This window comes from Mycobacterium sp. 852002-51971_SCH5477799-a, from assembly GCF_001667145.1.
Lineage (GTDB): Bacteria > Actinomycetota > Actinomycetes > Mycobacteriales > Mycobacteriaceae > Mycobacterium.
Genome location: NZ_LZIF01000024.1, coordinates 1 through 25,539 on the forward strand (window position 1 = coordinate 1; position 25,539 = coordinate 25,539).

Annotated in this window: 20 protein-coding genes; 9 read left to right on the forward strand and 11 right to left on the reverse strand. The window is 66.8% G+C overall.

All coding sequences use genetic code 11. From position 1 onward, the window contains the following. Together A5753_RS24690 and A5753_RS02160 are read left to right on the forward strand one after the other, a co-directional pair. Positions 1-359 (forward strand): hypothetical protein (locus tag A5753_RS24690; protein WP_231989966.1); only part of this gene is annotated, 359 nt, incomplete at its 5' end. 91 nt (positions 360-450) lie between these two features. Next, positions 451-1,776, forward strand: a complete 1,326-nt coding sequence (locus A5753_RS02160; protein ID WP_067122824.1) for a UDP-glucose/GDP-mannose dehydrogenase family protein — start codon at positions 451-453, stop codon at positions 1,774-1,776. Here the strand turns inward: A5753_RS02160 and A5753_RS02165 are convergent. The 3 genes from A5753_RS02165 to A5753_RS02175 are packed head-to-tail and all read right to left on the reverse strand — an operon-like array spanning position 1,773 to position 6,254. Then, positions 1,773-2,678, reverse strand: coding sequence for a hypothetical protein (locus A5753_RS02165; RefSeq protein ID WP_067122827.1), 906 nt, complete (start codon positions 2,676-2,678; stop codon positions 1,773-1,775). The two genes, A5753_RS02160 and A5753_RS02165, sit on opposite strands and share 4 nt — an antisense overlap. Position 2,679: 1 nt before the next feature. After that, positions 2,680-5,268 carry a hypothetical protein gene (locus A5753_RS24500; protein WP_197694558.1) on the reverse strand — a complete coding sequence of 863 codons (2,589 nt, stop codon included), beginning with the start codon at positions 5,266-5,268 and terminating at the stop codon, positions 2,680-2,682. Then, positions 5,265-6,254 carry a hypothetical protein gene (locus A5753_RS02175; RefSeq protein WP_067122833.1) on the reverse strand — a complete coding sequence of 330 codons (990 nt, stop codon included), beginning with the start codon at positions 6,252-6,254 and terminating at the stop codon, positions 5,265-5,267. The genes A5753_RS24500 and A5753_RS02175 overlap by 4 nt, the downstream gene beginning before the upstream one ends. A 113-nt stretch (positions 6,255-6,367) precedes the next feature. On the opposite strand from A5753_RS02175, the gene A5753_RS02180 reads away from it, so the two are divergent. From A5753_RS02180 to rfbA, 3 genes are read left to right on the forward strand one after another with little or no spacing between them, the layout of a single operon-like run. Beyond that, entirely contained in the window at positions 6,368-7,123 is a 756-nt protein-coding gene (locus A5753_RS02180) for a maleylpyruvate isomerase family mycothiol-dependent enzyme (RefSeq protein ID WP_067122871.1), read from the forward strand. A gap of 29 nt (positions 7,124-7,152) precedes the next feature. Next, complete coding sequence (locus tag A5753_RS02185; protein ID WP_067122835.1) at positions 7,153-7,524, forward strand: hypothetical protein; 372 nt, start codon at positions 7,153-7,155, stop codon at positions 7,522-7,524. A gap of 26 nt (positions 7,525-7,550) precedes the next feature. Further along, on the forward strand, positions 7,551-8,426 hold the full coding sequence (gene rfbA / locus A5753_RS02190) for a glucose-1-phosphate thymidylyltransferase RfbA (RefSeq protein WP_067122838.1): 876 nt from the start codon (positions 7,551-7,553) through the stop codon (positions 8,424-8,426). On the opposite strand, the gene A5753_RS02195 is transcribed toward rfbA, so the two are convergent. The 5 genes from A5753_RS02195 to A5753_RS02215 all read right to left on the reverse strand — a co-directional run bounded on the left by A5753_RS02195 (position 8,368) and on the right by A5753_RS02215 (position 16,476). Continuing rightward, positions 8,368-9,633, reverse strand: coding sequence for a YibE/F family protein (locus tag A5753_RS02195; protein WP_067122875.1), 1,266 nt, complete (start codon positions 9,631-9,633; stop codon positions 8,368-8,370). The two genes, rfbA and A5753_RS02195, sit on opposite strands and share 59 nt — an antisense overlap. 32 nt (positions 9,634-9,665) lie before the next feature. Further along, on the reverse strand, positions 9,666-10,958 hold the full coding sequence (locus A5753_RS02200) for a pyridoxal phosphate-dependent aminotransferase (protein WP_067122841.1): 1,293 nt from the start codon (positions 10,956-10,958) through the stop codon (positions 9,666-9,668). 32 nt (positions 10,959-10,990) lie between these two features. Further along, a complete protein-coding gene (locus A5753_RS02205; RefSeq protein ID WP_197694559.1) occupies positions 10,991-13,876 on the reverse strand; it encodes a (Fe-S)-binding protein in 2,886 nt (961 codons plus the stop codon). A gap of 251 nt (positions 13,877-14,127) precedes the next feature. Then, a complete protein-coding gene (locus A5753_RS02210) occupies positions 14,128-15,801 on the reverse strand; it encodes an Hsp70 family protein (RefSeq protein WP_067122847.1) in 1,674 nt (557 codons plus the stop codon). Between the two features lie 126 nt (positions 15,802-15,927). Continuing rightward, on the reverse strand, positions 15,928-16,476 hold the full coding sequence (locus tag A5753_RS02215; protein WP_067122851.1) for a hypothetical protein: 549 nt from the start codon (positions 16,474-16,476) through the stop codon (positions 15,928-15,930). A gap of 120 nt (positions 16,477-16,596) precedes the next feature. On the opposite strand from A5753_RS02215, the gene A5753_RS02220 reads away from it, so the two are divergent. Next, the gene (locus A5753_RS02220; protein ID WP_231989968.1) at positions 16,597-17,238 is read left to right on the forward strand and encodes a DUF1345 domain-containing protein; all 642 of its coding nucleotides are present in this window, start codon (positions 16,597-16,599) and stop codon (positions 17,236-17,238) included. 62 nt (positions 17,239-17,300) lie between these two features. Here the strand turns inward: A5753_RS02220 and A5753_RS02225 are convergent, their stop codons facing one another. The 3 genes from A5753_RS02225 to A5753_RS02235 all read right to left on the reverse strand — a co-directional run bounded on the left by A5753_RS02225 (position 17,301) and on the right by A5753_RS02235 (position 21,426). Beyond that, entirely contained in the window at positions 17,301-18,122 is an 822-nt protein-coding gene (locus A5753_RS02225; RefSeq protein WP_369829285.1) for a hypothetical protein, read from the reverse strand. A gap of 5 nt (positions 18,123-18,127) precedes the next feature. Continuing rightward, positions 18,128-20,458, reverse strand: coding sequence for a hypothetical protein (locus tag A5753_RS02230; RefSeq protein WP_067122856.1), 2,331 nt, complete (start codon positions 20,456-20,458; stop codon positions 18,128-18,130). A gap of 380 nt (positions 20,459-20,838) precedes the next feature. After that, entirely contained in the window at positions 20,839-21,426 is a 588-nt protein-coding gene (locus A5753_RS02235) for a hypothetical protein (protein WP_067122858.1), read from the reverse strand. 423 nt (positions 21,427-21,849) lie between these two features. On the opposite strand from A5753_RS02235, the gene dnaK reads away from it, so the two are divergent. From dnaK to dnaJ, 3 genes are all read left to right on the forward strand, one after another. Next, entirely contained in the window at positions 21,850-23,712 is a 1,863-nt protein-coding gene (dnaK, locus tag A5753_RS02240) for a molecular chaperone DnaK (protein WP_067122861.1), read from the forward strand. After that, on the forward strand, positions 23,709-24,359 hold the full coding sequence (gene grpE / locus A5753_RS02245; RefSeq protein ID WP_067122864.1) for a nucleotide exchange factor GrpE: 651 nt from the start codon (positions 23,709-23,711) through the stop codon (positions 24,357-24,359). Before dnaK ends, grpE begins: the two co-directional genes overlap by 4 nt. Before the next feature lie 46 nt (positions 24,360-24,405). After that, positions 24,406-25,539, forward strand: a 1,134-nt coding sequence (gene dnaJ, locus A5753_RS02250) for a molecular chaperone DnaJ (protein WP_067122868.1), incomplete at its 3' end; no start/stop codon positions are given.

Genomic DNA, 25,539 nt, shown 5'->3' on the forward strand with positions numbered 1-25,539 from the left:
AGGCCCCGGAGGCTCCGGCACCTGCCCCCGAAGCCGTTCCGCAGGCACCCGCTCCCGCGCCGGCGGCTCCCGCCCCCGCTCCAGTGCCGGCGGCTCCCGCGCCGGCGCCCGCGCCGGAGGCACCGCCGCCTGCACCCCCGCAGGTTGCACCCGTTCCGGTGCCTATTCCGCTGCCAATTCCAGGTCTCGGTGGTCCAGGTTTCGGTGGACCTCCGGGAGGTGGGCACGGCGGCGGTGGTGGCCACGGGGACGACGGCGGCGGTTTCCCCGGACACGGGGGCTTCGGCGGCGGCCATGGTCGCGGAGGATTCGGCGGCGGCGGACCGCATATCGGCATCCCGGGCATTCCCGGGTTGTAAAGCGCGAGGCAGGTTCACCTGTCATCTGCCGTTTGCCTGCCGCTTAGCCGGGCGATGCGGTTAGCTCATCGCGGCCGCCTACACCGGACGTATGCGATGCACCGTGTTCGGCACGGGTTACCTCGGTGCCACCCACGCGGTTGGGATGGCGGCACTGGGACACGACGTGCTCGGGATCGATATCGACCCCGGCAAGGTGGCCAAGCTCGCTGGAGGCGACATTCCCTTCTACGAGCCGGGCCTGCGAAAGCTGTTGAAAGAGAACTTGGCTGCGGGTCGGCTGCGCTTTTCCACCGACTACGACATGGCGGCCGATTTCGCCGATGTGCACTTCCTCGGCGTGGGCACACCGCAGAAGAAGGGCGAATACGGCGCCGACCTACGCCATGTCTATGCCGTCATCGATGCGCTGGTCCCGCGGCTGACAACCTCGGCGGTGCTGGTGGGCAAGTCGACGGTTCCGGTGGGCACTGCGGCCGAGTTGAATCAGCGCGCCGCCGCGCTGGCACCGGATGGCGTCTGCGTCGAAATCGCCTGGAACCCAGAGTTTTTGCGTGAGGGTTACGCTGTGCAAGACACTTTGAATCCGGACCGGATCGTGCTGGGCGTCAACCAAGACTCGACGCGCGCCGAGGCAGCCGTCCGGGAACTGTACGGGCCGATGCTCGAGGCCGGGGTGCCGTTCCTGGTGACGGACTTGCAAACGGCGGAGCTGGTCAAGGTCTCCGCCAATGCCTTTCTGGCAACGAAGATTTCGTTCATCAACGCCATTTCCGAGGTATGCGAGGCCGCGGGCGCGGACGTCAGCCTGCTGGCGGATGCGCTCGGCTACGACCCGCGGATCGGACGCCAATTCCTCAATGCCGGCTTGGGTTTCGGCGGCGGGTGCCTGCCCAAGGACATCCGCGCGTTCATGGCGCGCGCCGGCGAGTTGGGCGCCGACCAAGCGCTGACGTTCCTGCGCGAGGTGGACAGCATCAACATGCGCCGCCGCACCCGGATGGTGGAACTGGCCAGCGCGGCCTGCGGCGGCTCGTTGCTGGGCGCCAACATCGCGGTGCTCGGCGCGGCATTCAAGCCCGAATCCGACGATGTGCGTGACTCACCCGCGCTCAATGTCGCGGGCCAGCTGCAGCTCAACGGCGCGGCGGTGAACGTGTATGACCCCAAGGCCCTCGACAACGCACAGCGTCTGTTCCCGACGCTGAACTACGCCGTGTCGGTCGAAGAGGCCTGCGAACGCGCGGATGCTGTGCTGGTCCTCACCGAATGGCGCCAGTTCGTCGACATGGATCCGAACGACCTGGCCGACCGCGTGCGGGCCCGCGTCATCGTAGACGGCCGCAACTGCCTGGATGCGCCCCGCTGGCAGCGGGCGGGATGGCGGGTCTACCGGCTGGGCGCCCCGCGGCCCTAGGAGAACGGGTCGAAATCGGCGGGCCGGGGTGGGGGCGCCGGGTTGCGTGCCGGTGGGTATTGCGGTGCGGGGGGCCGGTTGCCTGCCGGTGGATGCTGCGGTGGCGCAGTGGCTGTCGGTGCAGGCTGCGCCGCGTTCACTATTTCGGCGAAAGTCGGAGGGGGAGGCGGCTTGTGGGCGTCCCGGTGCAGGTATGTGTTGGATGCGGGCAGGAACAGCAGGACGCCGGTGGCGAGCGCGGTGATGGCCGCGGTGACGGCGCCCGCCTGGGTCAAGCGAGTGAACCAGGCCACCGCACTGCCGGGTCCGACGATAAGCCCGAATGCGGCGAGCGACAACGTCAGCCCGCATCCGATCACGGCGATCGGGCGAGCGAGACGCCGATGCCTGACGATTCGGATCGCCTGCCAGATGATCGCCGCGCCGAGCAGCACGCCGGCCGCCGCCGCCGACACCCCGAGCCAGGTGTGACTGCCGTAGTACCAGTCGAATTCGGGGATGGCCATCGCGACCGCGATGGCCAGTGTCAGCATGACCGCGCCGATTCCGGCGAACAACCAACTGGCGAACGCCACCGTGTCCGGCAGCTGGGGAGCCTCGACGGCCGGACGCCGCGGCGCCGGGTCCGTCCGCCTCGGCGCTGCCGGTGGCGGCGGGAGCGCTTTTGACGGAGGGCGTTCGCGACGGGGAGCCGCCGGCGCTCGAGTCCGCGGGGGCGGCGGTGTTGTGCTACGGGCTTGTTGTGGGGGCCAGGCGGTGGCTTCACTGTGACCGAACGGATCGGAGCCGGGGCCGGCGAATGGATCGGCGCCGAACGGGTCGGATGCGGTGTTGCCAAACGGATCGCCGCCGAACGGGTCGGACCCCGCGGCGTGCTGGTCTGGATGTTCCGGGCGGGCCATGTCAGCGCACCCCAGCCGCTCGTCGTCGACGCCAGAGGAGATATCCGCCGCCGCCCAGCCAGGCCACCGCGGGCAGAATCACCAAGTAGAACAACGGCTTTGACGGCGCCGTTGCCGGAGCAACGAACGGCACCCAGGGACTCAGCTTCGACGGCCAGATCTGGTCCAGCGGCACCGAGCTGACCACGTTGCCCAACCACACCTGCTTGGCATTGTTCTGTACCAGCGGACCGATGATCGATGGCCCCGCGGTCTTTGCCACCGAGTCGTACTTCTGGGTGAACTCCGGCGCGCCGATGTCGTGGGTTTCCACCTTACTGAAATCGACTCCGCCCCATGACCGGGTCCACGTCGTCCCCTTGGCATCGGTCCAGCTGAAGGTGGGCTCCGGGTGCTTCGTGGAATCCAGATAACGCTCCCACACCGCGCGCGGATCCCATGCCACAGTCAGGTCGTCGATGTTCCCGGAGTCGATGAGCTTCGCGTACTGGGTTGGCTTGTTGGCGTTGCGCTTCCGATACCATTCGGCAGCCACCCGGCTGGTGTAGACCCGGCGCAAGTCGGCGAAATCAGGGTTGTGGTTCACCGCGTCGATGAGCGCAGGCATGATCATCTGCTGGTACAGCTGACCGTTGTGGTCGGTGACCGCCGGATCCTGGTCTTGGCACAAGTCTGTGCCCGGGGTGACGTCGCTTTGATCTGTTCCGATCTTCACCGTGAGCGGCGTGTCGAGAATGTAGAGCTGGTAGCCGTCTTCGTGGACTTCGGCCGGTTGCGGCACGATCCATAACCGCCTGCCCAGGTAGCATTTGTTGCCCTGCATGGCAGCGACGAAACGACGACCGAGGTCGGTGTCGGTCTTCTGCAGCCGAGCCGACACCAGCTTCATTTCCAGGTCCGCCTCGAGCAGCACTTCGCCGGCTTCGGTCCGGCCGAACGCCGCCTCGATGATGCGGTCCGGTTCGGTGGGCTTGAGGTTCACCCAGAAATTCTGCGGTGGCAGCGCCAGCCAGACATAAAAGGCGTCCATCGCCATTTTCGCGTTGCGCCGTCCCCCGTAGGAGGCCTCCGTGACCGGCAGGGTATTCGCGCTGAATGCGTACTGCATGGCCGGTTTGCCGTTGACAGAGTCGGTGACGTAACGCATCTCCAGCGAGGTGAAGTCAATGCCACCGAAGGGACCGGGCGATGCCGAGACGGGCACGCCCACCGTGGGAGCGGGAACTGCGGGCGCGGGCACCGCCGGCGCGGGCACCGCAGGAGCCGGCGCTGCGGGCGCGGGAAGCGCGGGCGCGGGAAGCGCGGGCGCGGGGAGTCGCGGCGGTGCGGGCGCTGCCGGTACTGGTGGCGCCGGCAGGGCCGGTGCGGGCAGGCGTGGCGCTGGCAGGGCCGGTGCGGGCAGGCGTGGCGGCGCGGGAAGCGCGGGCGCGGGAAGTCGTGGCGGTGTGGGCGCCGCGGGCAGTTGGGGTGCCGGTAGCGCCGGTGCGGGCAGGCGTGGCGGCGCGGGCGCCGCGGGGGCCTGTGGCGCGGGTAGCGCCGGGGGCTGTGCGGGGACGGGTGCTTGCGGCGCGGGAGCCGGTGCTTGCGGCGCGGGAGCCGGTGCTGGATTTGCACCCACCGGCATCGGCGCGTTGGCCGGTGCCTGCCCGGGCACCGGCTGCTCGGGCGGGTTGTCTTCCGCCTCGAGTCCACTTGCTATCTGGTCCTGGAGTGCTTGGTCCTCGGGCGAGTCCGCCGATTCATCCAGAACGGGATCCGGCGCGGGTCGCGGAGCCGAATTGCCCGCCGCGGAACCCGGATCCGTTTTCTCCTGCGGCTTGGCGGGTGTATAGCGAGCGCAGAATGACGGCGGCATCTTGATGCCCGCAGCCCTCAAATCGTCGATCGTTTGCTTCATCCACCTCTGCGTCGCGTCGGTGGGCCTGCCCGCGAACATGACCATGAGCGACGAGCCAAGCTGCCCCATTCTTTTGACGTGATCGACGAATTGGTTACGGGCGTGCGTACCCAGCGTGGTGCCGGACTTGGCCTCGATCATCAGCCATTTCGAGACCGGCACGCTGTCGGCGATGTTGAAGATGTCAAAGACAGGGCCGTTCGGAAGAATATTCTTAGGCAGTTGCTTATTGGTCTGCCAGCCGGCTTCCGGCGGCAATTTGCCCAGCTCCCAGCCGTCGTAGAGAAATTTCTCAAAGGCCGGACCGATGCGCCGGTTTTGAAGCACGTTGATGTAGGCGGTTTTCCACTTCTCCCAGGGCTTGGGGCCGCCGGCAAGGACGTACTTCTTCCAGCGCGCTTTCATGCCCTGCAACGTGTCCGCGTTGCCCCTTACCGCGTCCTTATCGTCGATGTCGGCGAGCTCGGCTCGTGAAGGCTCCTGAGCGCTACGAACGTCCGGGCTCAACGGGTCGTAATCGTAGGTGTGCATTTCGTCGGGCGGGGCCATTTGCGTCGCGTCGTAGCCAGGCATGGGAAATCCCGGGTCACAATCGCCGTAGCCCCCGTAATTGGCGTGCGCGACCGGAAGAGCGTGGAGCGCGAAGCACACGACGAGCAGGGCAGCGATAAGTCCGCGAAATGCTGCCTTCACGATTGCGCCTTCCCGTGCTTTAACCACTTGTCGTAAACGCTTCGCGCCTTTGGCTGCCCTGTCGTCAGGCACAGTTCCAGCAGCAGGAACGGGTTCGTGGTGGCGGCTTCGTCATTGGTTTGGATGTGGTAGCCGACGAGGGCGGGCTCGCCGTCTCGCACCATGTGGGGACGGTCCACCCAGCGGGCGGGATCGGCGTGGCACAACATCTCGCCTAAATACCAGGTGGCGCCATCGACGAAATCCGCGTTGGCCGAGTCGTAAAGACTTTCCACGGTCGGCGTGACGTTGTGCGTCAATTCTGTTAGCGCGTCGATACTTTCAGGCTTGTTGTCCCATGGTCCGGGATAGCGGGCTCCCCAAGCGCCAAAACCTTGCCGGCGCGCGGCCAGCCACGCGTCCAGCCCGGTTGACGCGGCAGGCGTGTCATAGATGTCGATACCGACCACACCGGGCTTCGGTGGGGTGGCGCCTCTGGTTTGCCACGTGGAGTAGGTGCGTGCCAGCGGTCCGCTGTCATTTTCCGGTCGATCCGCGACTGTGGCCAGCAACAGGTGCAATGGGGAGACGGGTTCGAGTCCCAGCCCGTCCCCCGGGACCGCGATCGGGATCCCGACCGCGGCATGTTCGATATCGGGCCAGGCCCAGTTGTGGGTGGCGACGGCCTCGGCGAGTGAGGCGTCGGTCAGCGGCGGACGGGCCCGCTGCGCGAAGCGCGGTTCGTCGTCCCACTCCCAGCGCCCGCCGGTGAGATGTATCAGGGAAACCCCGACATAAGCCATCAACGCCTGAACTAACGACCGTTCCTCGGCGCGCAACACGTGCTCCGGTTCATCGAACAGGGTTCGTGTCACGGACTCCACAGCGCGTAGCGACTCGATCGAATAGTCCAGCTGCAGGCCCCGGGCTGTGGCGTTGTCCTGCAGCCCGCCTACCGCTGGTGCGATCCCACTCTCCCAATCGGCGGCGAGCCCTTGGCGATCCACCCCAGCACTCCTCCCGACCCGTATTGGTTAGTAAGACTGCACTGTCGACCCAGCGCGCTCAAGTCACGGCAACAATGCGCGGCCGCGCACGCCGTGCGAGTAGCGTGACCGGCGTGGACTTCGCCGGTGCATTCCTCGACGAGAATCGGGCTTTTGCAGAGCTTTTTCAGGATGTCGATGAGTCCACGCCCGTGCCCACCTGCCCGGGCTGGACCCTGCGTCAACTCTTCCGCCACGTCGGCCGCGGCGATCGCTGGGCCGCACAGATCGTGCGCGAGCGACTCGACAGCTACCTCGATCCCCGCACGGTGGAGGGCGGCAAGCCGCCGCCCGATCCGGCCGGCGCGATCGCCTGGCTGCACGGCGGCGCTCAGCGGTTGATCGACGCCGTCGAGCTGACCGGGGTCCAAACACCGGTCTGGACGTTCCTCGGGGCGCGCGCGGCGAACTGGTGGGTTCGGCGCCGACTGCACGAGGTCGCGGTGCACCGCGCCGACGCGGCGATCGCGCTGGGCAGCGATTTCACGCTGGAGCCGCGCGTGGCCGCCGACGGGATCACCGAATGGCTGGAGCGGGTGGCGATCCAGGCGGGGGGCGGGGGTACGCCGCTTCCGCTCGAGGAGGGCGACACCCTGCATCTGCACGCCACCGATGCCGGGCTTGGCGAAGATGGCGAGTGGACGGTCGGCGTCGAGGGGGGCCGGATCGCGTGGTCGCACCGGCACGGCAAGGGCAGCGCCGCGCTGCGCGGTGGTGCGACCGAGTTGCTGCTGGCGATATTGCGCCGCCGGCCGCTGGCCGAGACTGGCGTCGCGCTGTTCGGTGACGACGCCGTGTGGGAGCGCTGGTTGACCCGTACGCCTCTCTAGCCGACGGACGGCACGGTAATTTGCACACCATGACCACATCGGAGATCGCCACCGTTCTGGCGTGGCACGACGCCCTGAACTCTGCTGACCTGGCCACCCTGGAATCCCTGTCCAGCGACGATATCGAGATGGGCGACGCGCACGGAGCCGCGCAGGGCCACCACGCGCTGCGCAACTGGGCCGCCTCGCACCGGGAGACCACTCAGCTGGGCCAGATGTATGTGCACGACGGCGTGGTCGTCGCCGAACAAAAGCAGAGCAGTTCTGCAGGCCCGGGAGCGGCCACCAACGCGCTGGCATTCCGCGTTGTCCACGACCATGTCACCTCGGTCTTCCGGCACGACAGCCTGGCGGCGGCGCTGGCGGCCACCGAGCTGACCGAGTCCGACGCCGTCGAATAGCAGATCAAGGCATCGGGAGCCAGCCAATGCGCGGAATAATCCTGGCCGGTGGATCGGGCACTCGCCTGCATCCGATCACCACCGGCATAAGTAAGCAGCTGTTGCCGGTCTATGACAAACCGATGGTGTACTATCCGCTGTCCACGCTGATGATGGCCGGAATCCGCGACATCCTGGTGATCACCACCCAACATGATGCGCCCGGATTCCAGCGACTGCTGGCCGACGGCTCGCAGTTCGGCGTCAACATCACCTATGTGGCTCAGGAACAGCCCGATGGTCTGGCCCAGGCATTCGTCCTGGGTGCCGCGCACATCGGCAACGAGCCGGTGGCTTTGGTGTTGGGAGACAACATCTTCTACGGCCCGGGTCTGGGCACCAGCCTGAGTCGATTCCAAACCGTTAGTGGGGGAGCGGTTTTCGCGTACTGGGTCGCCAACCCATCGGCATACGGCGTCATCGAGTTCAGCCACGACGGTAGGGCGCTGTCGCTGGAGGAGAAGCCCAAGACACCGAAATCCAACTACGCGGTGCCGGGTTTGTACTTCTACGACAACGACGTGGTCGAAATCGCGAAGGGCCTGAAGAAATCGGCGCGCGGTGAATACGAGATCACCGAGATCAACCAGATCTACCTGAACCGGGGCCGGCTCTCGGTCGAGGTGATGACCCGCGGCACCGCCTGGCTGGACACCGGGACGTTCGACTCGCTGCTGGACGCCAGCGATTTCGTGCGCACCCTGGAGCGGCGGCAGGGCCTGAAAATCAGCGTCCCCGAGGAAGTGGCGTGGCGGCGAGGCTGGATCACCGACGACGAGCTGGCCGAGCGCGCACAGGACCTGCTCAAGTCCGGCTACGGCGGCTATCTGCTGGACCTGTTGGAGCGCAGTCGATTTCAGTAGGTTTGGCCAGCACCGCCGCGATTGCCGTCGTCAGCGGCACCGACAGCGCCAGCGCCATGCCGCCCACCGCCGAGCGCGCGATCTCGATCGCCACGCTCTCGCTGGTCAGCACGTCAGTCAACGAGCGGTTGGCGACGCTGAACAGCAACAGCAGCGGCAGCGAACTACCGGCGTACGCCAGCACCAGCGTGTAGACCGTGCTGGCGATGTGGTCGCGGCCGACCCGCAGGGCGCCGGTGAAGATCGTCCGCCGCGAGCCGCCGAGGTTGGCGAGCTCGAACACCGTCGAGGCCTGGGTCACCGTCACGTCGTTGAGCACACCCAGCGACCCGATGATGAAGCCGGCCAGCAGCAGACCGCCGATCGACACGCTGCCCAGATACGCGCTGACGGTGCTGTTCTGTTCGTCCGATAGACCGGTCAAATGCGCCAGATATATTGCGGCCCAGGATAATCCGGCGGCCAACAGCAGCGCCGACAGGGTGCCCAGCAGTGCGGCACTCGTCCGCAGGTTCACCCCGTGCGCGAGATAAATGACCGCGTACAGGATCGCCGCCGCCGCCACCAGCGCCACCGGAACAGCCGGTGCGCCGTCGCGCAGCGCCGGCAGCAGGAACGTCACCAGAACCACGAACGCGACCACGATGCCCACCAGCGCCAGCAGCCCGCGCCAGCGCGCCACGGCCACGATCACCACTGCGAACGCGATCGCCAAACCGCCCAGCGCCCAGCCGCGTTCGAAGTCGTAGAACGCATAGCTGGTGGCGCCCTGGTCGTCGACCTGACGGACGAGCCGAATGTGGTCGCCCACCGCGAATTTCGGCTGACCGGGGCCGGGGGAGGACTCCAGCAATGTCTCGGCCCCGGCGTTGGGCCCAGAATCGATCGAGACCTGGGTCAACACGCACCGTCCCGCGCCGGGCAGGGCCCGCTGCGGCGCGCCGGTGAGGACCTGGCTGACCGACGGGCTGCCGCAATCGCCCACTGCGCTGGACAGCACGTGCCCGGCCTGCGTGCTCACCGCGCCGCCGGCCGCGTTTTGCAGCGGCATCGGGATGTCGACGTGCTGGCGGCTGGGCCACAGCACGATCGCGCCGACGGCGACCGCCACGCCGATCGCGACCAACAAGCCGACGACAATCCTGGCGGGTAACGGATCAACCGGGGACGGGCCCGACGGCATGCTGTGCGAGTGGGAGTGCGTCACCCGCTCCACCGTAGAGGCGGCCGCGCGGACGATTACGGTCGATAGCCAACGAGGAAGTTGCCCAGCCGCTCGATCGCGGCCGCCAAATCGCGGGCCCAGGGCAGCGTCACGATGCGCAGGTGATCCGGTGCCGGCCAGTTGAAGCCGGTGCCCTGAGTGACCAGGATCTTCTCCTGCAGCAGCAGGTCGAGGACGAGCTGTTCGTCGTCTTCGACGTCATAAACTTCCGGATCCAGCCGCGGAAACGCGTAGAGCGCGCCGGCGGGCTTGACGCAGGACACCCCCGGGATCTCGTTGAGCTTGGTCCACGCGACGTCGCGTTGCTCGAGCAGCCGCCCACCCGGCAGCACCAGGTCGTCGATGCTCTGGTGGCCGCCCAGGGCCACCTGGATCGCGTGCTGCGCCGGAACGTTGGGGCACAGCCGCATATTGGCCAGCAGGTTGATGCCCTCGATGAAGCTGCTGGCGTGGTCCTTGGGCCCGGTGATCGCCAGCCAGCCGGCCCGATAGCCGGCCACCCGATAGGCCTTGGACAGGCCGTTGAACGTCAGGCACAACATGTCCGGCGCCAGCGTGGCCAGGTTGATGTGCTTGGCGTCGTCGTAAAGGATCTTGTCGTAGATCTCGTCGGCGAGCAGCAGCAGCTCGTGCTTGCGCGCCAGATCGACGATCTGGGTGAGGACTTCGCGCGTGTAGACCGCGCCGGTCGGGTTGTTCGGGTTGATCACCACCAGCGCCTTGGTGCGGTCGGTGATCTTGGACTCCATGTCGGCGATGTCCGGCTGCCAGCCCTGCGTCTCGTCGCACAGGTAATGCACGGGCGTGCCACCCGCCAGGGAGGTCGACGCCGTCCACAGCGGGTAGTCCGGCGACGGGATCAGCACCTCGTCGCCGTTGTCGAGCAGCGCTTGCAGGGTCATGGTGATCAGCTCGGACGCCCCGTTGCCCAGGTAGACGTCGTCGACGTCGAAACGCGGGAACCCGTCGACCAACTCGTAGCGGGTGACCACCGCCCGGCGGGCGGGCAGGATGCCCCGCGAGTCGGAATATCCCTGGGCGTACGGCAGGGCCTGGATCATGTCGCGCATGATCACGTCGGGCGCCTCGAAGCCGAACGGCGCGGGATTGCCGATGTTGAGCTTGAGGATGCGATGCCCCTCAGCCTCCAACCGCGCGGCGTGTGCGTGCACCGGCCCGCGGATTTCGTACAGGACGTCTTGAAGCTTCGACGACTGCGCGAAACTACGCTGCGGCCGGTGATGCGCCGACGCGTGCAGGGGCAGCTGATGGGTGGTCACACCACCAATGGTGCCATCACTGTCCACTGGTTTTTGCTATCGAGCCGCAAAAATGCAGGTCAGCGCTTCCCGGGGGGACGCGCCCCACGGGCGATGCCCAAGCCCTTGACCGGCGGGTGCGACGGAGCGCCGTCGCCATCGGTCTGCTCTGCCGGCTCGGCTTTCGGCGCCGGCTCGGATTTGGTGTCCGCCTGCGCGGCGGGCGCAGCCTCGGCCTTGGGCTCCTCGGCCTTGGGCTCCTCGGCCTTGGGCGCCGCCTTCTTGGCGCCGGGCCGCTTGGCGCCCGCGGCCAGCCCCAGGCCCTTCGCGGGTGCGGCGGTCGCCTTGGCTTCTCCGCCTTCGGCCGGTGCCTCGGCCTTGGAGGCCTCGGTCTTGGGTGCCTCGGCCTTGGGGGCCTCGGCAGCCGGTGCGGCCTTCTTCGCGCCGGGCCGCTTCGCGCCGCCGGCGATGCCCAAGCCCTTCACGGGAGCGGCGCTGTCCGCCTTGGCCTCTCCGGCCGGTTCGGCCGCCGCCTTCTTGGCTCCCGGCTTCTTGGCGCCGCCGGCGATGCCCAGCCCTTTGGCGGGCGCGGCGGGAGCCGCGGCGGCCTCGGACTTCGGGGCGGGCTCGGCCTTGGCGGGTGCCTCGGCAGGCGCTTCGGCGGGTGCGGTCGACGTGGCTGCCGAGGCCTTGGGCGCCTTAGCCGCCCGCTTCTCGGCCTCCTTGGCGGCCGTGCCCTTCTCCGGCAGCGTGGCCTTGTCGTACTCGAGGGACCCGAGCAGGATCTGCGCGACGTCGAGCACCTCGACGCCGCTGCGTCCGGCCTCCTCCTGACGGTCGTTGACACCATCGGTGACCATCACCCGGCAGAAGGGGCAGCCGGTGGCGATGGTGGCGGCCCCGGTGGCCAACGCCTCGTCGACGCGCTCGTGGTTGATGCGCTTGCCGATGTGCTCTTCCATCCACATCCGCGCGCCGCCGGCGCCACAGCAGAAGCTGCGCTCGGCGTGCCGCGGCATCTCGGTCAGGGTCGCTCCCGCGGCCCCGATCAGCTCGCGCGGCGCCTCATAGACCTTGTTGTGCCGGCCCAGGTAGCACGGGTCGTGATAGGTGATGTCCTGCGACACCGGCGTCACCGGCACCAGTTTGTTGTCCCGGATGAGCCGGTTGAGCAGCTGGGTGTGGTGCAGCACCGAGTAGTTCGCGCCGAGCTGGCGGTACTCGCGGCCCAGGGTGTTGAAGCAGTGCGGGCAGGTGACGACGATCTTGCGGTCGACGGTCTCGGTGCCCTCGAAAAGCCCGTCCAGGGATTCGACGGCCTGGGCGGCGAGCTGCTGGAACAGGAACTCGTTGCCCGAGCGGCGCGCGGAGTCGCCGTTGCAGGACTCGCCGGTGCCGAGGACGAGGTATTTCACGCCGGCGATGGCCAGCAGCTCGGCGACGGCCTTGGTGGTCTTCTTGGCCTTGTCGTCGTAGGCGCCGGCGCAACCCACCCAGAACAGGTACTCAAAGCCGTCGAAGCTGTCGACGTCCTCGCCATAGACGGGCACGTCGAAGTCGACCTCGTCGATCCAGCTGGTGCGATCCGACGCGTTTTGACCCCATGGGTTGCCCTTGGTTTCCAGGTTCTTGAACAGCACGGAAAGCTCGGAGGGGAACTCCGACTCCATCATCACCTGGTAGCGCCGCATGTCGACGATGTGATCGATGTGTTCGATGTCCACCGGGCACTGTTCGACGCAGGCGCCGCAGGTCACGCAGGACCACAACACGTCCGGGTCGATGACGCCGCCCTGTTCCTCGGTGCCGACCAGCGGACGGGTGGCCTGCTCCGGCCCGGAACCCATGACGCGGCCGAAGCCGGACTCCGGGACGTGGTGGGCCTCGGCGTGCTTCTCGCCGGACAGTTCCTCGCCCACGCCGCCCTCCGGCGTGCTCTCGAGGGGACTCTCCTTCTGGCCCAGGATGTAGGGCGCCTTGGCCATCCAGTGGTCGCGCAGGTCCATGATGACGAGCTTGGGCGAGAGCGGCTTGCCGGTGTTCCACGCCGGGCACTGCGACTGACAACGCCCGCACTCGGTACAGGTGGCGAAGTCGAGCGCGGCTTTCCAGCTGAAGTCTTCGATCTTGCCGCGACCGAATTCGGCGTCGTCGGGCGGGTTTTCGAAGTCGATGGGCTTGCCGTCGTATTCCAGCGGCAGCAGCGGGCCGAGGCCGTTGGGCAGCCGCTTGAAGATGACGTTGATCGGCGCCGTGAAGATGTGCATGTGCTTGGAGTGCAGCACGATGATCAGGAACGCCAGCATGACCAAGATGTGCAGCAGCAGCGCAGTCGTTTCGATGATCTCGTTGGCGGGCTGGCCCAGCGGTCGCAGGATGGCGCCGAACAGCTGCGACAGGAACGCGCCGTTGCCGTACGGGAGCGTGCCGTTGTTGACCGCGGCTCCGCGCACGAACACGTAGGTGAAGACGACGTTGAAGATCATGAACAGCACCAGCCAGGCACCGCCGGTGTGCGAGCCGTAGAACCGTGACGAGCGTCCGATCTCCTTCGGACTGCGCATCAACCGGATGATGGCGAAGGTGACGATGCCGAGGAAGACGGCGGTCGCGAAGAAGTCCTGCAGGAAGCCGAGTGCGTCCCAGCGCCCGATGATCGGGATGTGGAAGTTGTCCTGGAACAGCAGCCCGTAGGCCTCGATGTACACCGTGAGCAGGATGAAGAAGCCCCACATGGTGAAGAAGTGCGCCAGGCCGGGGATGGACCACTTCAACAGCTTGCGCTGACCGAAGACCTCCGAGATCTCGGCCCAGACGCGTTTGCCGGGCTCGTCGGTGTGACCCGGGGCCGGCTTGCCGGACGTGATCAGCTTGAACAGCCACAGGACACGCCGTGCGGCTAGTGCGGCCACGACCAGCGTCATGCCCATGCCCACGATCAGCCTGATGAGCATCTGCGTTGTCACAGAAGGTCTCCCCAATGCATAGATATTTCGGCCTGTGCTTATTTGCCTGCTAAAGCCCCGCTCATAGTGACATCTTCGCGGCTTTCAGCGCGAGAAAGGCTGCCCTAACTTGGCAGTTCGCCGGCGCCGCTGGCCGCTGGTTAATACCCATTCACCGGATGCGACGCTCGCCGAAGTGACGAGCGCCACCAAAGTTCGCTGAATGCCCCTTCGACGGCGACCGCTCGGCGCCCCAGAGGTACTCGTTCCCGTCAGCGCCCGAAGATGGGCGGCAGCGGCCGCACGCGCGAGGTCGTCGGCGCGGTGGTGGTGGTCGCCTGCGACGTCGTGGTGGGCGCGGCGGTCGTGGTCGTCGTCGTGCTCGGTGGCGCGGTGGTGGTGGTCGTGGTGGTTGACGGCGCCGGCGCGGGCGTCGTGGTGGTGGCCGGCGGCTCGGTGGACGGCGGCGGCGCCGGGATCACTGTGACGGTGGTGCTGTCGTTGGGACCCGTGATGGTCACCGTTTGCGGCGGTTGGGTGGGCGGCGACGTGGGGCTGACCGGCGTGGACTTGGTGGACAAGAGGTTGATCGCCAGGATCAGGGCCACCAGTACCGCCGCACCCGCCGCGGCCACGCTCAGCACCAGCGCCGTGCGTTTGTACCAGGGCAGTCGGCCCTGGGGGGCGGGGGCGTAGCGGCTGCCGGTCGCGCCGTCGAATTCCCTTGCCTCGTCGGCGTACTCACCGGTGGCGTCGCGCCCGGTGTAGGGCACCGGTTCGTCGTCGACGGCGTCCTGCGACCACGCCAGGGCGTCGTCGACGTCGGTGGCCTGGGCTCCCCACGCGGCCTGGGTCATGTCGAGCCCGGCGGTGCCGACCATTTCCGTCGGGGTTTCCACGGCGGCGGCCGCGGCGGTCGGAGCTCCCCCCGAGGCGTATTGCGGGCCGAGCACCGCCGCGCCGAGGGCGGCGGTGAGCGCCGGCTGCGCGGTGCTGTGCACCGGCACCCCGAAGCGCTGCGACAACCGCGCTTTGAGCAACGGGATGTTCGCACCACCGCCGGCGATCATGATGGCGCTCAGCCTGCTGCTCTGAATCGCGTTGTGCCGCAACGACTCTTCGACCGACGAGAGGAACCGGTCCAGCGGCGCCGAGATCAGTTGCTCGAATTCGGTGCGGGACAGCTGGGCACCCTCACCGGAGGCCCCGGCGATGGTGCTCACCGCGGCCGTCGACAGCTGCTCCTTGGCGCGCCGGCATGTGCCCAGCAGGCGGGCCTGCGGCCCGACCCGCGCGGCGCCGCCCAGCATGGCGGTGCTGACATCGGAGGCCAGTAGGTGATCCAGGATGACCTGATCGATCGCGTCGCCGGAGAAGTCGGTGTACCGCGCGGCCGGGCCGAGGGACGCAAAGCCCGCCTTGGCGTCCATCAACGTGACGGTGGTGCCGCCGGCGCCGAAGTCGCACAGGGCAATAACGCCGTCGGCCCTGAATCCCGGCGTGCCGCGCAGCGCCGCGAGCGCGGCGGTGGCGTCGGAAACCAGCATGGGCGCGACCCCGCCGCGCGCCAGGTCCGACTGGGCGAAGAACTCCTCACGTAGCGCGGTGAACTGGTCGTGGGACCAGTAAGCGGGCACCGCGATGGTGATCGGTGTCCCGTAGCCGACCGCGCGGGCCATGGCCTCGATCGCCTCGACGGTCAGCGCCGCGCCGAGGTACTTGGTGCCGTCGGCCGCCACCAATGGCGCGCGGTCGCCGACGCGTTCGACGAATCCCCGCAGCACCAGTCCGGGTTCGGTCAGATTCGGATTTTCCTCGGGCAGCCCAACTTCGGTGGGTCGCTGTTCGAACAGGGTCAGTACCGAACTGCGGGTTATCGGAGCACTGCCCGCGCGGGCGGCAACCAGGTTGGCCGCCCCGATCGATAGCCCGAGCGCCTCGCTCATCTGCACCCCTGTGTCAGTTGTCCCGTTGCCCTTGCGCGGTCACCCTTGCCGACCGCGGATTGCAGCGAGTGTAGGGCTTCGCCGGCGCGGTGCGGTGCAACCGTGATCGGGTCTGCCACCGATTCGCTACCGCAGCCCAGGGGGCACCGTCACCGGATTCGGCACCCCTGGAACGGTGATCACCGGCGGCAGCTGCGGCAAATGGTGGTGATGCGACGGCTGCTGCGTCTGTCCGCCGGTGGGCTGCTGCTGAGGCGGCTGCTGCGCCGGTGGCTCTTCGCTGCTGGGCGATGATGTGGTGGTCGTGGTGGTCGTGGTGGTCGTTGGAGTCGTCGTCGTGGTGGTGGTGCTCGTCGTGCTCGTCGTCGGCTTCGGAACGTGGTTGACGTTCTGCTGTCCATGAATCAGCTCGGTGATTCCGAAGACGATCAACGCGATCAGGATGACGACGGAGATCAGCCAGGCGATGAGCATCGCGGGCTTGCGGTACCAGGGGGTCGGCTCGGTCTCCTGGTCGAACGGGTCGACGTCGCCGGGCCCCTCGGATCCCTCGGGCGGGTTCGGCGGGGGGCCGGATGAGGGAAGCTGGCCGGTCGGGGGCTGTTCGGGTGCGCCGAAGCCGCCATGCTGCGTCGGCTGGTTGTGGAAGTCGTCGCGTGGGCCATTGGATGCCACGGCACCGATGGTACTAACCGCACCTGCCAATCTGCTGATGCCGGCCCGAGGCGACGCGGCCGTCTTTGAAGAACGTGGGCTGACGACCGCGTTGGTGGTTAGGTCGAGGTCGTGGATTGCCTGGTGAGATTGTTGCGAGACACGGTCGCGGTCCGGATATCGGTCTGCGTGGCCCTCGGCGTCGGCGTCGCTGTCGTTGTGGGCAACACGGCCGGTTGGCGTTATGCGCTGGCCGGCTGGATCGCGACCGCCGGAATGTATGCGGCGTGGACGCACCTCAGCCTGCTCGGCATGGACGCCGAGCAGACCTGCCGATGGTCGACGCGGGAGGACCCGACCCGATGGGTCGCCGACGCAGTCATCATGTCGGCAAGCGTCGCGAGCCTGGGCGGTGTCGGCTACGTGGTGGCCGCCGGCTCACGGTCTGGCCGCGAAGCCGTGGCGGCCGCCGTGCTCGGCGTCCTGACGGTCGCGGCGTCCTGGGTCGCGGTGCACACGCTGTATGCCGTGCACTACGCGCGGCTCTACTACTCGGATGACCCGGGGGGCATCAACTTTCACGATCCCGAGCCGCCCCGATTCCGGGATTTCGCCTATCTCGCCTTCACCGTCGGCATGACCTACCAGGTGTCGGACACCGAGATCGGGCTGGCCTCGATCAGGGCGACGGTCTTGCGCCATGCGCTGGTGTCCTACCTACTGGGGGCGGTGGTCTTGGCGGTGACGATCAATTTGATCGCGGGGCTGGGCTCCAAGCTCTGACCGGGCCGGTCACACGCGGTCATCGAGGGGCCTGAAAGAACTCGTTCGGTCCGACCAGAACCTCAGGAGGCCGCGCTGGGAGCTGGCCATCCTGGAGAGGGCGGTTGGGTGGGAAAGTCGGCGCGGGGATATTCGCCGCCGCGCTGGACATCGGGGTGCTGGGGCGCCTTCGCGAGGCAGGTGGTTCTGTCTTCGATGGCGTTCGGCCATTCGTCCCCGACTCCGGACTGGGCGAAGTAACCGCCTTGATGGCTGGTGATCCGCCAGCCGTCGAAGACGTCCACCGACGGTGAGCGGGCCGGGCCTTGCTGGGGGGATTGTGGTCCTAATTTGGCGGGAGCCGTCATGGTGATCCGGATGGGGTCGATGCCTGAATACGGTGGTGGCTTACCGATATTGGGTTCGTAACCTTTGTTGGCTGGTTGGGCTGTGCCAAACGTGTATTCGCAGACCACCACCGTCACGTCGCGGCCGGATGTCGTCACAGACGAGATGTACAGCTGGTCGGTGCCCACCCAGGGCGTCTTCGCTGGACGGTCGGTCTTGGGCCACAGAAATTGGTAGCCGATGGGATGGTCGATGGACTGATTGCGATCTACCGACTGCTGGAACCCGGGATAGAGGTACCTGTTGTCACCCGTGACGGATGCGAGCAGGTAGGACTCGATATAGGCGCGCGCCGGCACAGCGGGCCCGGTGGTGACGTCGATGCCGGGTTCAGCGGTCCAGACCATGGTGAAATCGTTGAGGGCTTCCGGCCAACCGGCAGGTGGCGCGGGCGGCGTCGGGGACCCCTCACCATGGTGTGCGCCCGAGTTGCATCCGGCGATCGAGAACACGGCGAATATCGTGCAGGCCGCGATACGGCCGAGCCTGTGTGGCATGCCCGTCACTTCGGGTGTCCTTGGTCCGCGTGCGGAACGCCGACGACATTGTCGTAGCGCGTGGCCATCCACTCATCCGGAGACATTTTCTCGTCGGGCGGTAATGCGATGGCGTGCGACAGAGCTGGGCCAATGACACCGTCATACTGACTTGCGGTGAGTCCCGGGAATTTCGCTCTCGCTTCGTCCAGTGTTGCGAGTCGCCCGTGCGGGTGTTGATCGTCGTACACGACGTACCCGTCCGGAAGCGGGACGTTGTGCCCGGCCGCGAGCATCGCGTTGGCCATACCTTGGTCTGCGACTCCGATGTCCATCGGTTGAATGGGATTTTCCCCGGGTGCGCTCGGCGCTGGCCCGAGGATGCTGTTCTCCAGTCCGTGTCCGAGGACATTGAGCGCGGGGCCGGCCACGGTGCCCACGCCTGGCGGAAGCCCGGCCGCCGTAGTCAGGCCGGTAAGTCCGGCCTCGTATGCCTGTTTCTTCAAATCGTATTCAGACAACTGTTGGTGATATCCGTTCACCTCATTCGCGTGATACGCGTTGTGAGTTCCGACGTCGACCAAGCCCTTCAGAGTCGCGGCGTCGTAAAGCTGCGGGTCGTAACCGGAATGGGTCGCCTCGTTGCCAAAGGCGGCTTCGTGAGCCACCGCATGTGCATAGGCTTGGCCGTTGAAGTATTGACCGGCGGCTTGGTCGCTATTGAGGACTGAGAAGACGCCCTTGGCGACCGGCAGCGCGCCAGATCGAGTGTCGCCCTCGTTGTCAAGGGAGTCGCCGAATCCTGGCAGTCCGCCGGTCGTACCGGCGATGTTGTCGACGTAAGGCCCCAAACCGTGGGCCATGCCCTGAACCAGATTGGGATTGACTTGTCCCAGCGTGTGATTGCCGGGCAGGTTCAGCAGGTCTTGTTGGTGGCCTCCGATGTAGGCGCTGTAGGCGTGTGCGGTTTCCCCGGCGATTCTGGCTTCGGGCCCTTGGGTCGCATCTCCGGTCCAGGAGAACAGTGAGCTCACCGCCTGGCCGTGGTCCTGCCAGTAATGGTGCGTGAGGTTCTGCAGGAATCGGTCGTGGTCGCCGGTGGTCATGGCGTCGTGCACGACTTGGTGATCCGGCGAGACCGCCGATAGGACGTTGGAGACCGTCGGGTCGATATTGGGCTTGAGATCGCCGGGCTGGCCTTCACCGGCACGCCAGAACGGGTTATTCATAAGGGCTGATGCCTGTTTCACCATTCCCCGGTCCAGGTCGGTGTTGGCCTGCAAGGTTCGGTTCCCATCTTTGACGATGTTGGCGAGCTGGTTCATGTGACGCAGATCCGGCCAATGAGCGTTCAGCAGCTGCTGAACACTGTCGGGCAGCTGGGCGGCCCCGCCTTTCACCGTGTCGGATCCCTGGGTGGCACCCACCGTCAACGGGGTCTTGGGGAAGGTGAGATTCGGGTTGCTCATCAGCTGCAACGAGTTGGCGATCATGCCCTTCTCGTCTCCGAGACGTTGCTCGGCAGTACTGAGCGCATCCATCGACATGCCATGCTCTTGCGCTTGTAGCTGGCTCAACACAGACGCCTGCTCGGCGTTCAACGGCACCTTGCCCGCCAACTGGTCGGGAGTGATCGTGTTGAGCACTCCGTTGACCCGGGCGGCGGCCCCTTTGTCGCCCTTGAGCGCGTCCTGCACGTCGTGCTCGGCGGATTCCGGTGTTTCGGCTTCGTGCCCATCGACACCCAACACACGGGCGGGGTCGTAGCCGTCGTCAGCCAGATTCTTCTGCGCTTGGTGTAGCGATTTTGCGTAGTCAGCACGAATGGCATGCAGCCGGTTGAGAGCATCTTTGGTGTCGTTAACCGCGGCCCTTCTGAGGGCGTCGATTATTGAATGCAGCTCTTTCTGGCTCTCCGCGTCAGGGTGGTCCCGCAGATCCTGCTCCGCCAAGTCGATCAAGTGATCGAGCTGCTCTAACTTGCCTTCCAATTGCGCGATCTCTTGCGCCCCGGACTTTTGCGCATCCGCTAACGCGGCGGCGATATTTTCCAAATCAGCGCCGATCTTGGGCAACTGTTCGGACTGCGCGCCAAGCGTTTTGACGGTGCGCTGCACTTCCTCGGAGTCGTTGATCGGGCTGGTGCCGTTCTGATGGTTCCAGGCGGCGTTGAAGCGTTGCTGCGCCTGCGCGAAGGCGTGGTCGGCCTCGGCGGTGTGGCGGCCCGCGCCGAAGAAAGCCTTGGCGAGGTTAGAGATTTGACCCGGCTGGCCGGCTTGGAGAGTCCGGTTAACCTCCCATGGATCGCCGCCGGCCCCGGCAACCAACTCCCCGATGGTGAGATGCTTCAGGTGCACCGCATCTCCACACTGCACGGCGGTGACTGGTCAATTGCGCCCTCTGCGGAAAGGTCAACACAGCAAGCCGCGAAGCGCTGCCGAACGCTACTGACAACCACGGCCACTCCTTCCCCGCACGGGAGAAGATTACCGCCGCGAGCTTGTCGAGCAATTCGGTACGAACTGTGGGCGACATGGTCCTCAACCGCCACGCTTCGCGTCAGCGCGACGCCAATTGAACGAGAACTTTCGCGTTCGGGTTACAAACGCTGACGGGAGCCAAAACGAATGACAGTCCGCGACCAACTCACGCAAAGCGTGGTGCGACGCGGAAATAAAATCTGCTGCGGGATCACCGCGCGATCGACCTAGTACCCCTTTACTGGCGTCGCACCGCGTTAGAAGGTGCTGACCTTCTCGACGCTGACGAACATGCCGTGCTTGGTCTGGTCGTTGGTGAAGCGGGTGCCGTCGGCGTTCGCGACGATCGTCCAGCCCTGCGCCGCGTAGGTCTTGTAGTCGATGGTGACCGTCGGGATGGCTCCCAGATTGCCCAGCACCCACTGCACCTTCCCGCCGGTGTTGATGCTGACGCCGTTGGCGTGCTCACCGTCCTGCAGTGGGGAGTTGGTGAACGGTGCCTCACACCCGACGGTGTCCTTATTGATTTGGCAGCGCGTCACGCCGGATTTGGTCTCGATGAAGACGTAACCGTTCTGGTCGGATGGCAGCGGGATGGCACCCGCCGGAGTGGTCGGGTTCGCCGGTGCGCCGGACGGGCGCGGTGCCGGGGCGGCGGTGGCCGACGGCGGTGTGGATCGGGGCGTCGGGAAAGACGGTTCGGTTGGCCCCGCGCCGGGCGACGCCACCGGGCGGCCCCCGACGATGGAGCTGCAGCCGGAGAGCGGCTCCGTACCGGCCAGCAGGGCCACGAGCAGCAGCGAACCACCGGCTAGGCTCCGCCGCGCATTCTCCGAAAACCGCACCCGCCGCTCCCCAGACGATTCGAATAGCGGCACCCAGGTTACGCACCGAGAAGCGAAAGTCGCTGCCCCGGCGCGACTATCGATACAGAGCCGATGGCCCGGGTTTATCACCGCGTGACCGATCGATCGCGGACCTGTTCGGAGCCGCTACAGCCCCAAGAGCTTTTCGGCATTGCGGTGGCCGATCGCCGCCCGCTCGTCGTCGGACAGCGGCAAGCCGGCGAGGAAGGCGCGCGCGGCCACCATGAATAGTTGGCCACCCCGGGAACAAGGCGGGGCCGACCACCGTTAGCATTATCGACAAGTTGAGCGAACCACACTCAATACTGGGTTGACAGCCCACCGGCCGGAAGGCAGGCTTGAGCGGGGTTCACTCAGCATAGTGGCACCAAACAAGGCTCTACATATTCAGGAGGAATCACTATGGCTCGTGCGGTCGGTATCGACCTCGGGACCACCAACTCCGTCGTCGCAGTTCTCGAGGGTGGCGACCCTGTCGTCGTCGCCAACTCCGAGGGCTCGCGGACGACGCCATCCATCGTCGCCTTCGCGCGCAACGGCGAGGTGCTCGTCGGCCAGCCCGCCAAGAACCAGGCGGTCACCAACGTCGACCGCACCATCCGTTCGGTCAAGCGGCACATGGGCACCGACTGGTCCGTCGAAATCGATGACAAGAAATACACCGCTCAGGAGATCAGCGCCCGCGTGCTGATGAAGCTGAAGCGCGACGCCGAGGCGTACCTGGGCGAGGACGTCGCCGACGCCGTCGTCACGGTGCCGGCGTACTTCAACGACGCCCAGCGTCAGGCGACCAAGGAAGCCGGCCAGATCGCCGGCCTCAACGTCCTGCGCATCGTCAACGAGCCGACCGCGGCCGCGCTGGCGTACGGCCTGGACAAGGGCGAGAAGGAACAGACCATCCTCGTCTTCGACCTCGGTGGTGGAACGTTCGACGTCTCGCTGCTCGAAATCGGCGAGGGTGTGGTCGAGGTCCGCGCCACCAGTGGTGACAACCACCTCGGTGGTGACGACTGGGACGACCGCGTCGTGGAGTGGCTGGTCGACAAGTTCAAGGGCACCAGCGGAATTGACCTGACCAAGGACAAGATGGCGATGCAGCGGCTGCGTGAGGCCGCCGAGAAGGCCAAGATCGAGCTGTCGAGTTCGCAGAGCACCTCGATCAACCTGCCCTACATCACCGTCGACGCGGACAAGAACCCGCTGTTCCTCGACGAGCAGCTGACCCGCGCCGAATTCCAGCGCATCACACAGGATCTGCTGGACCGCACCCGCAAGCCCTTCCAGTCCGTGATCAAGGACGCCGGCATCTCGGTCTCCGAGATCGACCATGTGGTCCTGGTGGGTGGTTCCACCCGCATGCCCGCGGTGACCGAGCTGGTCAAGGAGCTCACCGGTGGCAAGGAGCCCAACAAGGGCGTCAACCCCGACGAGGTCGTTGCCGTGGGCGCTGCCCTGCAGGCCGGCGTGCTGAAGGGCGAGGTGAAAGACGTTCTGCTGCTTGATGTTACGCCGCTGAGCTTGGGTATCGAGACCAAGGGCGGCGTGATGACCAAGCTCATCGAGCGCAACACCACCATCCCCACCAAGCGGTCGGAGACCTTCACCACGGCCGACGACAACCAGCCGTCGGTGCAGATTCAGGTCTATCAGGGTGAGCGCGAAATCGCTTCGCACAACAAGCTGCTCGGCTCCTTCGAGTTGACCGGCATTCCGCCGGCGCCACGCGGCGTCCCGCAGATCGAGGTCACGTTCGACATCGACGCCAACGGCATCGTGCACGTCACGGCCAAGGACAAGGGCACCGGCAAGGAGAACACGATCAAGATCCAGGAGGGCTCCGGCCTGTCCAAGGAGGAGATCGACCGGATGATCAAGGACGCCGAGGCGCACGCCGAGGAGGACCGCCAGCGTCGCGAAGAGGCCGACGTCCGCAACCAGGCCGAATCGCTGGTCTACCAGACGGAGAAGTTCGTCAAGGATCAGCGCGAGGCCGAGGGCGGCTCTAAGGTCCCCGAGGACACCCTGTCCAAGGTCGACGCTGCGATCGCCGAGGCCAAGACGGCCCTGGGCGGCACCGACATCACCGCGATCAAGGCGGCGATGGAGAAGCTGGGCCAGGAATCCCAGGCGGTCGGACAGGCGATCTACGAGGCCACCCAGGCCGCCGGCGAGCAGGCCGGTGGCGGTGCGGCCGGCGACGGGTCTGGCTCCGCTGACGACGTCGTGGACGCGGAGGTGGTCGACGATGACCGGGAGTCCAAGTGACAGAAAGCAACCCACAAGAACAGGTGACAGTCACCGACAAGCGGCGAATCGATCCTGAGACCGGTGAAGTGCGGCAGGTCCCTCCCGGCGACACGCCGGGAGGGGCGCCGGCCGCCGAGTCGGCGGGTCAGGGCGAGGGCAAAGTCGCCGAGCTCACCGCCGATCTGCAACGGGTGCAGGCCGACTTCGCGAACTACCGCAAGCGGGCGTTGCGCGACCAGCAGGCCGCGGCGGACCGGGCCAAGGCCGCGGTCGTCAACCAATTGCTGGGCGTGCTGGACGATCTCGACCGGGCGCGCAAGCACGGCGACCTGGAGTCCGGACCGCTCAAGGCGGTGGCCGACAAGCTGGAAAGCGCGTTGACCGGCCTCGGCCTGTCGGCGTTCGGCGAGGAGGGCGAGGACTTCGACCCGGTGCTGCACGAAGCCGTCCAGCACGAAGGCGACGGCTCCCGACCGGTGATCGGCACTGTCATGCGACAGGGCTACAAACTGGGCGATCAGGTGCTGCGTCACGCTTTGGTCGGCGTCGTCGACACGGTCGCCGACGAGGGCGACACCGCCGGTGCCACCGGCGAGTCCGCCGCGGCGGCGGGGGAAACCGAGCCGACCGAATCGGACGATAACGCCGGCACATCCGGTGACTAGACCACACAATCAGCACAACAAAAGAAAGGTGAGGGGGTGACGCGACATGGCCCAGCGTGAATGGGTCGAAAAGGACTTCTATAAGGAGCTTGGCGTCTCCTCTGACGCCAGCCCCGAGGAGATCAAGCGCGCCTATCGCAAGTTGGCGCGCGATCTGCACCCGGACGCCAACCCCGACAACCCCGCCGCCGGCGAACGGTTCAAAGCGGTCTCCGAGGCGCACAACGTCTTGTCGGATCCGGCCAAGCGCAAGGAATACGACGAAACCCGAAGGCTGTTCGCAGGCGGTGGGTTCGGCGGGCGCCGGTTCGACAGCGGCGGGTTCGGGGGCTTCAACGTCGGCGGTGACGGCGCTGAGTTCAACCTCAACGATTTATTCGATGCCGCCGGCCGAAGCGGCGGCACCAACATCGGTGACCTGTTTGGCGGCTTGTTCGGGCGCGGTTCGGGCGCCCGTCCCAGCCGGCCGCGCCGCGGCAACGACCTCGAGACCGAAACCCAGCTGGATTTCGTCGAGGCGGCCAAGGGCGTGGCGATGCCGCTGCGGCTGACCAGCCCGGCGCCGTGCACCAACTGTCACGGCAGTGGCGCGCGGCCGGGCACCAGCCCGAAGGTGTGTCCCACTTGCAACGGCTCCGGCGTGATCAACCGCAACCAGGGCGCGTTCGGGTTCTCCGAACCGTGCACCGATTGCCGCGGCAGCGGCTCGATCATCGAGCACCCCTGCGACGAGTGCAAGGGCACCGGCGTCACCACCCGGACCCGCACCATCAACGTGCGAATCCCGCCGGGCGTCGAAGACGGACAACGCATCCGGCTGCCCGGCCAGGGCGAGGCGGGGTTGCGCGGAGCGCCGTCGGGCGACCTGTACGTGACCGTGCATGTGCGCCCGGACAAGGTGTTCGGACGCGACGGCGACGACCTCACGGTGACCGTTCCGGTCAGCTTCACCGAGTTGGCCTTGGGCTCAACCATTTCGGTGCCCACGTTGGACGGCAAGGTCGGTGTGCGGGTGCCCAAGGGCACCGCCGACGGCCGCATCCTGCGGGTGCGCGGACGTGGCGTGCCCAAGCGTAGCGGCGGCAACGGCGACCTGCTGGTGACCGTAAAGGTCGCCGTGCCACCCAATGTGGAGGGTGCGGCCCAGGAGGCGCTGGAGGCGTACGCCGCCGCCGAAATC

What these genes read in the sequence shown, in the direction of transcription:
- A5753_RS02185 (WP_067122835.1), top strand. Translation starts at nt 7,153, where the DNA reads ATGACCACATCGGAGATCGCCACCGTTCTGGCGTGGCACGACGCCCTG.
- A5753_RS02210 (WP_067122847.1), bottom strand. Translation starts at nt 15,801, where the DNA reads ATGAGCGAGGCGCTCGGGCTATCGATCGGGGCGGCCAACCTGGTTGCC.
- A5753_RS02225 (WP_369829285.1), bottom strand. Translation starts at nt 18,122, where the DNA reads ATGCCACACAGGCTCGGCCGTATCGCGGCCTGCACGATATTCGCCGTG.
- A5753_RS02165 (WP_067122827.1), bottom strand. Translation starts at nt 2,678, where the DNA reads ATGGCCCGCCCGGAACATCCAGACCAGCACGCCGCGGGGTCCGACCCG.
- rfbA (WP_067122838.1), top strand. Translation starts at nt 7,551, where the DNA reads ATGCGCGGAATAATCCTGGCCGGTGGATCGGGCACTCGCCTGCATCCG.
- dnaK (WP_067122861.1), top strand. Translation starts at nt 21,850, where the DNA reads ATGGCTCGTGCGGTCGGTATCGACCTCGGGACCACCAACTCCGTCGTC.
- A5753_RS02160 (WP_067122824.1), top strand. Translation starts at nt 451, where the DNA reads ATGCGATGCACCGTGTTCGGCACGGGTTACCTCGGTGCCACCCACGCG.